Origin of the sequence: Actinomyces sp. 565, assembly GCF_010365615.1 — a bacterium.
Classification (GTDB): domain Bacteria; phylum Actinomycetota; class Actinomycetes; order Actinomycetales; family Actinomycetaceae; genus Actinomyces.
In genome coordinates, this window is record NZ_PIZD01000016.1 from 8,180 (window position 1) to 19,281 (window position 11,102).

The following is an 11,102-nucleotide window of genomic DNA, read 5'->3' on the forward strand; positions in this document are numbered from 1 at the left end:
CCGATGCACGTCAGGAATCGGCTGCGAGTGCCTCGGGGCCACCAGCCAGCAGGGTCTCAAAGCCGGCCTCGTCCAACAGCGGCAGGCCCAGTTCGCGTGCCTTGGCCTCCTTAGAACCTGCGTTCTCGCCGACGACGACGTAACTCGTCCGCTTTGAGACGCTACCGGACGCCTTGCCACCGCGGGAGACAATGGCCTCCTTGGCACCATCCCGGGTAAAGCCCTGCAGCGTGCCAGTTACCACAATGGTCAGGCCGCCCAGCGTCTGGGGCGCGGCCTCCCCCGGCGCGGTCTCATCAGCCATGCGCACCCCGGCGGCCACCCAGCGGGACAGGATCTGCTGGTGCCAGTCAACCTCAAGCCAGTCCTTCCAAGCGGCGGCAATCGTTGGGCCAACCCCCTCCACCTGCGCCAGCTCCTCCACGCCGGCGGCCTGGAGCTGTTCCATGGAGCCGAAGCGGGCAGCCAGCGCACGGGCCGCCGTCGGGCCCACGTGTCGCACGGACAGGGCCACGAGGACTCGCCACAGGGGCTGACGCTTGGCCGCATCGAGCTGGGCAAGCATGGCCGTGGCGTGCTTCCCCGGCCGGGTCGGCTTCTTGACCTCGCCTTCCTTGGTGTAGGTCTGCTTGGACCAGAAGAAACGCAGTAGCCGCCAGTCGCCGGTAGGCAGCCCGCCACGGGTGACGGGCCGGTAGACAAACACCTCACGCAGATCGGCCGCCGTCAGCTCGAACAGCCCGGCCTCACCCGTGAGCGCCGGCTGCTGCTCGGACGCGCCAGCGGCGGACAGCAGTGCCTCGGCCGCCCCGACTCGCTCGGAGGGGTGGAGGGCCCCCAGCTCGGACGCCGACAAGTGCAGGCGGCCACGCTCGGTCTCGAGCAGGTGACCCGCCGCGAGCGCGGCCAGGACCTCTGCGCGTCCGGCGTCGGGCTGGGTCAGTGCCAGGGCGGCCTCGTCTCCCAGGCCCTCGATATCCAGGGCGCCGCGCGAGCCGATGTGGGCAATCCGTTCGGTCAGCTGCGCCGGGCAGGAGCGGGTATTGGGGCAGCGCAGGTCGATATCGCCCTCCTTGGCCGGGGCCAGTTCCGTTCCGCAGGAGGGGCAGTTGCGCGGCATGGTGAACTCCCGCTCGGAGCCGTCGCGCCGTTCAAGGACCGGTCCCACGATCTCCGGGATGACGTCTCCGGCTTTCCGTAGAACCACCATGTCACCGATCTTGACCGCCTTGCGGGCTACCTCGGTGGCGTTATGGAGGGTGGCCCGGGACACGCGAGAACCGGCCACCAGCACCGGCTCCATGATCCCGAAGGGGGTGACGCGGCCGGTACGGCCGACCTGGACGTCGATGTCCAGTAGGCGGGTGTGAACCTCCTCGGGCGGGTACTTATAGGCGGTGGCCCAGCGGGGGACACGGGATGTGTAGCCCAGCTCGTCCTGCAGCGGCTGGGAATCCAGCTTGAACACGATGCCGTCAATCTCATGCAGTAGGTCATGGCGGTGGTCGGCATAGCGCGCAATGTATGCCTCGCGCTCAGCTCGTCCGCGTACCACCTCGTTGTAGGGGGAGACCGGAAGCCCCCAGGATTCCAGCAGCTCATACCAGGCGTGCTGGGTAGTGGGCAGTTGCTGGCCGGGAGCCGGCGTTATGGCGCCAATCCCGTGGGCGATCATGGCCAGCGGCCGGGCGGCTGTGACGGCGGGGTTCTTCTGCCGCAGCGAGCCGGCAGCGGCGTTGCGCGGGTTGGCGAATACCTGCAGGCGGGGGCGGCCCTGTGCCTCCCGCTGGAGGTTCTCGGTACGACGGCGCTCATTGAACTCGTGGAAGGCGTCCACCGGGAAGTAAACCTCGCCGCGTACCTCCACCCGGGCCGGATGCGAGTCACCTGCCAGCACCAGTGGCACGGAGGCGATGGTACGCACGTTCCCAGTGACATCCTCCCCGACTACGCCGTCGCCCCGCGTGGCGGCGCGAGTCAGTACGCCGTGCTCATAGGTCAGGGCGACCGCCAGGCCGTCGATCTTCACCTCCGCGGTCATCGCCAGTTCGGCGTCGGGCACTCCGGTCTCCGCCGCCATGCGCTGCGCCCACTGCTCCACCTCTTCCAGGTCGAACACGTCCTGCAGGGAGTACATGCGCGCATAATGCGGCGCCGCTGCGAAGTCCGTGGTCGGCCGCCCGCCCACGGACTGGGTGGGCGAGCCCGACAGCTGAAGCGCTGGATAAGCCTTCTCCAGTGACTCCAGCTCGCGATACAGGGCATCGTACTCGGCATCGGACCAGGGACTCTGGGAGTCCACGGCGGCGTAGTAGGCATCGCGGGCGCGCTCGATGACCCTGACCAGTTCAGTCCAGCGGGCACGCACGGCGGCGGGCACCTTAACCAGATCGGCGGCCAGGGCGGCTGAAGTTGCGGGGCGGGCTTCGCTCATGGGCTCATCCTCCCCCACGTCCCTGACTGTTTCAGAACCGCCCGGCATCGCCTTACCGACCAAGGCTGATACGCGCCGCTATCCACAGGCGTCGTTGGCAGCAGCGCGGGCGCGGCCCATCCCCAGGCCCGCCCCGCAGTACCGGCCGCCTGGAGCAGGCTCAGCCCATGCACACCGATTCGCTCCTACCGCCCGCGCCACCGCTGGCCGGGACCGGTGCGTCCGCGCCCGGCCCAACGATGACCGACCCCGCCGCACCGGCCGCTTCCGCCGCCCGCGAGGCGCTGGCATCTGCCTGGCATCTGGCGGTGCTCGACGGTTGCGATGAGGGCCTCGTAGTCCCGTTGCCCGAGCGGGGCACCATCGGCCGTGACGGGGTGCTCACGGATCGGGCCATCTCCCGATCGCACCTACGAGTACGGCAAACCCACCGCGGTGTGCTGCTGTCGGATGCGGGTTCCGCTAACGGTGTGCGCGTGCGCAGGCGCTGGTGCTGGCGCAAGTTGGGATCACGGCCCCGGAAATGCCGCGCGGGAGCTCGGCTGCGCCTAGGTGAGACGCTGGTGGAGCTGCGTCCTCGTCCCGCGGACCTGCACCCGCCGCAGCCGCCCACACCGGCGCAAAGCCGGTGGATGCTCCTCGGTTCGGGGCTGGCCGCCGGGCTGCTGGTGACGCTAGTAGTTGTCACTATTCGCACCGGGAACCGCGGAGCGCTGGGAGCGCTGGCCATGGCGCCCATGGGGGTGATGCTGCTACTTCGGTTCGTGCCGATGCTTGGGAATCGGCGGGGCCGGACGGTATCCGGCACCGCGGGATGGCGCGGACGGCGCGCGCGCACTCCCGACCCCGCGGGCATGCTTCTGGCCGTTGCTGTGCGGCACGCCGGGGAGCGCGGGCCCCACCGGGCGCAGTCCTCCTCCAGGGAAGCGGATGAGGTCCGTGCCTGGACCGGCCGCCGACGGCGTCGGACGGTGTTACGGGTGGCCGCCGGCGACTCCGTCGCCCTGACCGGGCCGATGGCGGTAGCAGCCGTGCGTTGGTGGGGCGCGCAGGTGCTGGCGCGCGGAGTCGGGCAGGTGCAGGCGGACGCTACCGCTGTGCATGTCTCCTGGGGACCCGAGGGCAGGCGGTCGGAAGTCAGCGTGAGCGCCGCGGACGCGGGGATGCTGACGGGGGCGGCCGTAGCTGTCAGCGTGCTGCCGGTGCGCGGGCGGACCGTGGATCCCGGTGAGCGCTGGTGGTCGGTCCTCCTGGCTGCTGCGGGGATCCCGCTGCCCGGCACCGACGAGGCCGCCGGGCGGACCACCGAGCTACCGGGAAGCGTGCGGATAGAGGAGGTGTGCACCGACCTGGATCGAGCGCTTCTGCGACGTCGCTGGCAGGCGGTGTCTGCAGGCCTGCCGGCCGTCCTGGGCGTGGGTTCCCGCGGGCCGGTATCCGTCGACTTGGTCCGGGATGGTCCCCACGCGCTGCTCGCGGGCACAACCGGTTCGGGCAAGTCGGAGCTGCTCATCTCCTGGCTGCTGCAGCTGGCGGCCTCCCGGCCACCGACGGCACTGACGCTGGTCCTGGTCGATTACAAGGGCGGGGCCGCCTTCGGCCCGCTGGCCCAGCTGCCGCACACGGCCGGGGTCCTGACCGACCTGGATCCGGCGGGCACCCGCCGCGCCCTGGAGTCACTCGAGGCCGAAGTGCGCCGCCGCGAGCGCCTGCTCGCCGACCACCGCGCCAAGGACATCTCCTACCTGGCTGCGGGAATCGCGCCCGCCAGGCTAGTGCTGGTGGTTGACGAGTTCGCCACCCTGGCAGCGGAGCACCCGGAGGTGCTCGACTCGCTGGTCAGGGTGGCCGCGCAGGGCCGCAGCCTCGGTATCCACCTGATTCTGTCAACGCAGCGTCCGGGCGGCGCCGTGTCCCCCACGATCCGCGCGAACACGAATCTGCGCGTGTGCCTGCGCGTGCTGGATCCGGCGGACTCCCGCGACGTACTGGGTCATGACGGCGCCGCGCACCTGCCCGCGCACCCGGGCCGAGTGCTTACGTCCACCGGGACGCAGGTGCAGGCGGGCGAGGTGCTGCAGGCGCCCTGGTGCGGCACAGAGCGCCATCTGGCGGCCCTGATCGAGGAGGTCGCCGCCGCGGCCGGCACGATCACCCCGTGGCGCCCCTGGGCACCACCACTGCCTGCGCGGGTGCGCCGTCGGCAGGCGCGCGCCCTCGCCGCCGCCCGCGAGGCGCCCGCGCCCGCCCCGGGGACGCTGCCGGAGCAGGCGCAGGGCACTGCTGGCTCCGCGGACTGCATCCTGCTACTGACGGACCTGCCCGAGCAGCAGCGCCTGGGCACGTGGGTATGGTCTCCGGCAGAGCCGCTGCTGGTGCTGGGGGCAGCGGGATGCGGGCGCTCGACGGCCGTGTACTCGGCCGCGGTGGGGGCGCTCGCCCGCGGCGTGAATGTGCACGTGTGCGCACAGCCGCACTCCGCTCCGGCCGAGCTGGCGGGACGGGCCGGGGTGGGTACCGTCGTGGGAGGGGACGATCCCCGGCGCCTGGCACGTCTTTGGTCGTTGGCGGCCGCGGGATCGTTGCGCGGGGACCTGCTGGCCATTGACGACGTCGACGTCATGCTGGCGTCTGTGGACGAGGCGCTCGGACCGGGTGAAGGACTGGCGCTGCTCGAGTCAGTGGTGCGCGCGGCCGCCTCGACCGGGACCGGGGTGCTGGTGGCTGCGCCGCTGACGGTGGCCAATGCGCGTTGGACCGTACCGCTACGGCGGCGGCTGGTGCTCGGGGCCGTGCAGCCGACTCAGGCCTCCCTGGCGGGGTTGCCGCGTGGCGTCGTCACGGGTCGGGGGCCGGGGCGCGGCGTACTGCTCGACGGCGGCGAATCCACCGCATGTCAGGTGGTTCTGCCCGAGCCGGACGAGCACCGCGGCCCCGGCCCCGGTTTGCGCCGGCTGGAGGAAATCCCCATAACAGTGCCGTCCGCTCCGGGCGTTTGGGCGGTGGGCGGTGACAGCGCCGCCCCGGTGCCGCTGCCCGGCGGGTGTGTGCTCGTGGTTGGGCCTCCCGGATCCGGACGCAGTACCGCGGTTGCGGCCCTGGCCCGCTGTGCTCACGCCGCCGTCGGCGCGGATGCCTCCGCCCCGCTCGTCGCCGATGACCTGGACCTGAGTGACCCCGGGGTGCAGGCGCGCGTGGAGGCGGCGGTGAGCCAGGGGCGCTGTGTGATCGCCTCCGCGACCACGGAGCGCGCGGCCGGCACTTATCGGGGTCCGCTTGCCCTGCTGCGGGAACGAGGGGCCGTGCTGGTGCTGTGGCCGGGCCTGGGACCGGCCGCGCAGGCCGCGGGCAGGCAGCTGCGCGGCAGTATTGACCCGCGCGGCGCCACCGTGCCGGGACGCGGCGTGCTGGTGTGGCGCGGCGGCCTGACCCCGCTGCAGGTCGTGCGTGAGCCGGCCGCCCGGGTGGATGAGCAGTGAGCGCCCCATGCGCGCGCATTGGCACCGGGCTCCGCCAGCTGTTGGCCTGCCTGGCGCCAGGCCGAGGTTTCACCCCTGTAACCGTTGCAGTAACACCGCAGTTGACTGTGACCATCACGACAGGCCGTCGGCACAGCTCTCACCTACGGGGTCTTGCCCCGGCCCGGTGAGCGTGTGAAAGTTGGGGCAGGACGCGGTGGTCCAACGCCCGCCTCGGCGATTTCGGGACGGCACGTAACGCGCACCGCAGCAGCACTCATGTCCCCGAAGGGAGCCTCTATGGATTGGCGGAGCCAGGCAGCTTGTCTCACGGTCGACCCGGAACTGTTCTTCCCCGTCGGCAACACCGGCCCCGCGATCGCGCAGATCGCTGAGGCCAAGGAGGTGTGCGCCCGCTGCGAGGTCGTGGACACCTGCCTGAAGTGGGCTCTGGAGAACGGCCAGGACGCCGGAGTGTGGGGCGGTATGAGCGAGGATGAGCGCCGCTCGCTGAAGCGCCGCGCCGCTCGCGCACGCAGGTCCTCCTGAGCGCCTTCGAGCGCCGCCCCTGGGCTGGATGCCCTGCGCTCCCCGATCTCCGCTCCGGGAAGCGAACTGAACAGGACTGACTAATTCGCACCGCCGCGCGCGTGACACCGCCTGATAGCAGCGGGTTCTCAGGCAGGTGCTCCACGGCCTGGGTGCGCGCCAGGTCCGGGGAGTGCCCGGGGCGGCACATGCGCACGAGCACAGACCAGGCGCACCGATCGCCCCGCTAGTCACTCAGCTGGGCATGCACTACTACGTCTGTGCCGCGCCCGCTGGGTGCGGGCCGCCAGTCAATCGAGCCGCACAGCTCGCCGCGCACGAGTGTGCTCACAATCCGCGTGCCCAGACCGGTCATCTCCGTGCCGGGCACCAGGCCCACTCCGTCGTCGATCACGTGGACGGTCAGTCGGCTGCCCTCGCGCTGTGCCCGAACTGTCACGGTGCCGTCGCGGTCCTCCAGGCCGTGCTCAACCGCGTTGGTCACCAGCTCCGCCAGTACGGTGGCGAGCGCCTGCGCGGAGTCGGCGTCGACAATGCCGAACTCCCCCTCCAACCGGGTGGACACGTGTCCGGTGGGGGTGGCGACGGCGGCAGCCGAGCGGAGCACTGAGGAGAAGACCTCGTCAAAGTCGACCTTCTCATCCACGTTCTGGCTGAGCGCCGCGTGCACGGTGGCGATCGTGCCCACCCGGCGCTCCGCCTCGGTCAGCGCGATGCGCGTCTCCTCATTGGTGGCACGGCGAGCCTGCATGCGCAGCAGGGCAGACACTGTCTGCAGGTTGTTCTTGACGCGGTGATGGATCTCGCGGATCGTCGCGTCCTTATTCATCAGCACCTGCTCCCGGCGACGGATCTCCGAGACGTCGCGCACCAGCAGCAGCGCTCCGGCTCTGGCCCCGTCCCGGCGCAGCGGGATGGAGCGCAATGAGAGGAACACGCCCCCGACCTCCACCTCGGTCAGCCAGGCCTGCCGTCCCATCAGCACCACCGCCATGGTCTCATCCACGGGCGTGCGCTCGGGGATGATGCTGGTGACGGCCTCGGCGAGCTGGCATCCCTCGATGTCGCCCGCGACGCCGAGCCGGTGGAAGCAGGACTGCGCATTCGGTGAGGCGTAGGTGACCACCCCGTCGTCGTCGAGGCTGACCACGCCGTCACCCACCCGCGGTGTGCCATGGCGCATGCCGGTAGCGGCACCGTTGATGGGGAAAGCGCCCTGGGCGATCATCAGGCACAGGGCATCCGCCAGTACCTCGAGGGGCTTGTCCACGATGCGTCCGCCTCGTAGTACGCCGACGGCGGTCTCCCGGGTCATGACGGCGATGGCCCGGCCACTGTGCATAACCGGCACGTACTCCTCACGCACCGCCGATGAGCCGGTCCACTCGGGCGCCGCAGCCACCACGATCTGCCCGCTCGTCAACGCCTCGAGGGCCAGGACCTCGCGGGCGGCGGGCATGCGGCGCCCAATGACGTCCTCCAAGTGGACCGTGGCACCGGTGGCCGGACGCGAGTGTGCGGCGGCCACGAAGCGACCGGAATCGGTGTACACCCACAGCACCAGGTCTGACACGGACAAGTCGGCAACCACCTGCCAGTCCGCCATGAGCTGGTGCAACCAGTCCAGGTCTGTGGGAGGCAGACTGACGATGCCGCGGACCGAGGAGGGCAGAAGACTCGACACGCCCCGATGCTACCGGGATGCACGGCCCAATCCGCCACGAGTCATCCTCGCACCGGCTGCGCGGCGAACCCGCGTCCACGGCCTGGCCCCGGCCAGCCGTCCGCCCGGGGGCTCCTACCTGCCAGAACGTGGGCGTAGGCACAACGCGTAGTAGATGCACGCTAATCGTCAGCGATACATGGCAGGATCGTAGGCATGAAGAAGCGCGTCACCATCACCTACCCCGCCGATCCGGCACGCGTCGCCGCCATGCTGGCCGATCCCGCGTATCAGCGAGCTCGTTTCGAGCGCTTGCAACTCAATGACATGAGCGTCGACGTCGCCGCCCGCGGGCGCGGATTCGTCGCCACCACCTCCGGCTCGGTACCGCCCTCCCGCCTGCCTTCCGCAGCAGCGCGCTTCGTCCGCTCCGCCGTCTCCTTCGGACTGACCGAGTCCTGGACGGAACCCGCGGCAGACGGGTCTCGTACCGGCAGCCTGGAGGCCACCGTCAAGGGCGCCCCGGTAAAAGTCGGCGCAGCCATGTCCATGGGTTCGGGCGCGGACGGCGAGTCCACCAGTGTCGTGGTCGACCTGGACCTGTCCGTCTCGGTGCCCCTGGTCGGGCGCAGCGTAGAGGAGAAGGCGCTTGCCAGAGTCGGCAGAGTTGTGGCCGACGAGCAGCGGCGCGGCGCAGCCTGGCTCGCCAACGCGTGAACCTGCCGGGTGGTCCAGCCCGGCCCGCCGCTCACCTCGCCGCGGGCAGCCCACGGATATTCCACGAGCACGCCCGCGGATATTCCCGTTCCGCCAAACGCGCATGTCCTGGTCTTCCCGGTGAACCGCATGGCACCATCCAGCCATGAACAATCTCGATGACATCATCACCCCCACGCAGAGCAACTCGGTTTGGGCCGAGCGCACCGGCACCCGGCAGTACCTGGGCCACAATTCCCGCGGGGCCGAGGTCCGCGTGGGCATGGGCGAGGGCGAGTTCTCCCCCGGGGAGCTGATCAAAATCGCCCTGGGCGCCTGCAACACCCTGTCTGCGGATCACCGGCTCGCCAAGGCTCTCGGCGAGGACTTCGACGCCAACTTCATCGTGTCCACGCTGAAGAACGAGGAGGAGGAGCGCTACAGCGACTTTGATGTGCAGATCATCGCCGACTTCGCCTCGCTCAGCCCCGAGCAGCGGCAGACGCTGAATGAGCGAGTCGAGCGGGCCATCGAGCGCGGCTGCACGGTCGGTCACACGATCGAGCACGGGGCCGGCATTCGCCTGCACCTGCTTGACGACCCCGACGCGGCGTGAGCCGCGGCGGGGGCTTCCCGGCTTGATCGATCCCCCTTGCGTGGCGGGAGTACCCGCAATCCGCTCAAGTACCGATAGTGTGGGCGCAGCACGCCCAGCAGATGCACTGGATGAGACGGAGACGCATTCATGAGCGACAACGCCAACAGCAGTAGCGAGTACCCACACCTTTCGCGGATGGGACTGACGCCACCGGACGGTGTTGATACCGCCTACGAGGAGCTGCTGGCGGAAGTCCTGCTCGATGGGGCCCGCAAGGGGGACCGTACCGGCACCGGAACCCGCTCGCTGTTCGGCAGGCAGCTGCGCTACGACCTGACCAAGGGCTTTCCCCGCATCACCACGAAGTTCGTGGCCATGAAGGCCGTGAAGGGCGAGTTGCTGTGGTTCCTGCGCGGCGACATGAACGCCCGCTGGCTACAGGAGCGCGGCATCACCATCTGGGATGAGTGGGCCGGCGCCGACGGCGAACTTGGCCCGATCTACGGCGCCCAGTGGCGCAGCTGGCCGGCGCGGGATGGCGGGGTTATCGACCAGATCGCCGGGGTGATCGACACCCTGCGCCGCGACCCCGATTCCCGGCGCATGCTCGTATCCGCCTGGAACGTGGGTGAGCTGGACCGCATGGCCCTGGCGCCCTGCCATGCCTTCTTCCAGTGCTACGTGGCCGACGGGCGCCTGTCTCTGCAGGTCTACCAGCGCTCGGCGGACCTGTTTCTGGGGGTGCCCTTCAACATCGCCTCCTACGCGCTGCTGACCCACATGCTGGCCCAGCAGGCGGAGCTGGAGGTAGGTGAACTGGTGTGGACCGGCGGGGACTGCCACATCTACAGCAATCACGTGACCCAGGTTCACGAGCAGCTCTCCCGGGTGCCACTCGCCTACCCCTTCCCCCGGCTGCGGTTGGAGCGGGCGGATTCGATTGATGCGTACGCTATGGATGACATTGACGCCTCCGCCGGCTACCAGCACCATCCGACCATCAAGGCTCCGGTGGCGGTGTGAATAACCCAGTTAGTCACACCGGTCCGGCGTCTGGGGAGCCGGGTCGGCAACAGCCAGTAGGCGCGATCTGGGCGCAGGACCGCAGCGGCGTCATCGGCGCCGATGACGAGATGCTCTGGCGGGTACCGGCGGACTTCCGCCATTTCCGCGCGGCTACCCGGGGAGGCGCCGTCGTCATGGGCCGCACCACCTGGGACTCGCTCGGAGGCGCGCTGGACGGGCGCGCCAACGTAGTCCTCACGCGAAGGAGCCACTGGACCGCGCCGGGAGCACTCGTGGCAGGCGATCTGCGCGAAGCGCTGGCGGCGGCCCACGATGCCGTCGGGAGCCTCGGTCCGGACCCACGCGAGGACGGTTACCGCAGCCTGCCACGAGTATGGGTAATAGGCGGCGGCACCGTTTACAAACAGGCGCTTGAATCCGACCTGGTGGACGAGTTGCTCATAACACTCGTCGACCTCGACGCCGGAGCGCGGGCAGCCGCGGCGGGTATAGCCCCGCAGCGGCTGGTGCATGCCCCGGCGCTCGCTCCGTCCCGATGGACCCCCGGCGGCCCCCGCTCGGATCCGCGCGGACAGTGGCGCCCAGTATCGGGGGACGCGTCCTGGCGGGTGGACCACTGGCGGCGCACCAGGAGGTAGAGACCACCGTGGGGCGCGCACCGGTAGACGGTGCGCGCCC

Annotated in this window: 8 protein-coding genes; 6 read left to right on the plus strand and 2 right to left on the minus strand. The window is 70.3% G+C overall.

All coding sequences use genetic code 11. From position 1 onward, the window contains the following. Positions 1–10: 10 nt before the first annotated feature. Positions 11–2,434 carry an NAD-dependent DNA ligase LigA gene (ligA, locus tag GZ997_RS03120; RefSeq protein WP_162678816.1) on the minus strand — a complete coding sequence of 808 codons (2,424 nt, stop codon included), beginning with the start codon at positions 2,432–2,434 and terminating at the stop codon, positions 11–13. A gap of 167 nt (positions 2,435–2,601) precedes the next feature. Between ligA and GZ997_RS03125 the strand changes: the two genes are divergently transcribed. Beyond that, the gene (locus GZ997_RS03125; protein WP_162678817.1) at positions 2,602–5,913 is read left to right on the plus strand and encodes an FtsK/SpoIIIE domain-containing protein; all 3,312 of its coding nucleotides are present in this window, start codon (positions 2,602–2,604) and stop codon (positions 5,911–5,913) included. Between the two features lie 279 nt (positions 5,914–6,192). Further along, entirely contained in the window at positions 6,193–6,441 is a 249-nt protein-coding gene (locus GZ997_RS03130) for a WhiB family transcriptional regulator (protein WP_008729815.1), read from the plus strand. A gap of 226 nt (positions 6,442–6,667) precedes the next feature. Here the strand turns inward: GZ997_RS03130 and GZ997_RS03135 are convergent, their stop codons facing one another. Next, entirely contained in the window at positions 6,668–8,125 is a 1,458-nt protein-coding gene (locus tag GZ997_RS03135; protein WP_161923894.1) for a PAS domain-containing sensor histidine kinase, read from the minus strand. A gap of 195 nt (positions 8,126–8,320) precedes the next feature. Here GZ997_RS03135 and GZ997_RS03140 point away from each other — a divergent pair, with 195 nt between their 5' ends. From GZ997_RS03140 to GZ997_RS03155, 4 genes are all read left to right on the plus strand, one after another. Beyond that, entirely contained in the window at positions 8,321–8,821 is a 501-nt protein-coding gene (locus GZ997_RS03140; protein ID WP_161923893.1) for a DUF2505 domain-containing protein, read from the plus strand. Between the two features lie 145 nt (positions 8,822–8,966). Continuing rightward, a complete protein-coding gene (locus GZ997_RS03145; RefSeq protein WP_161923892.1) occupies positions 8,967–9,416 on the plus strand; it encodes an OsmC family protein in 450 nt (149 codons plus the stop codon). Positions 9,417–9,545: 129 nt separating this feature from the next. Further along, entirely contained in the window at positions 9,546–10,421 is an 876-nt protein-coding gene (locus GZ997_RS03150; RefSeq protein ID WP_162678818.1) for a thymidylate synthase, read from the plus strand. Further along, positions 10,418–11,062, plus strand: a complete 645-nt coding sequence (locus GZ997_RS03155; protein ID WP_162678819.1) for a dihydrofolate reductase — start codon at positions 10,418–10,420, stop codon at positions 11,060–11,062. Before GZ997_RS03150 ends, GZ997_RS03155 begins: the two co-directional genes overlap by 4 nt. Positions 11,063–11,102: the final 40 nt, after the last annotated feature.

Bases quoted from the DNA above. Each gene is read 5' to 3' on its own strand.
- ligA (WP_162678816.1), bottom strand. From the start codon at position 2,434: ATGAGCGAAGCCCGCCCCGCAACTTCAGCCGCCCTGGCCGCCGATCTG.
- GZ997_RS03125 (WP_162678817.1), top strand. From the start codon at position 2,602: ATGCACACCGATTCGCTCCTACCGCCCGCGCCACCGCTGGCCGGGACC.
- GZ997_RS03130 (WP_008729815.1), top strand. From the start codon at position 6,193: ATGGATTGGCGGAGCCAGGCAGCTTGTCTCACGGTCGACCCGGAACTG.
- GZ997_RS03140 (WP_161923893.1), top strand. From the start codon at position 8,321: ATGAAGAAGCGCGTCACCATCACCTACCCCGCCGATCCGGCACGCGTC.
- GZ997_RS03145 (WP_161923892.1), top strand. From the start codon at position 8,967: ATGAACAATCTCGATGACATCATCACCCCCACGCAGAGCAACTCGGTT.
- GZ997_RS03150 (WP_162678818.1), top strand. From the start codon at position 9,546: ATGAGCGACAACGCCAACAGCAGTAGCGAGTACCCACACCTTTCGCGG.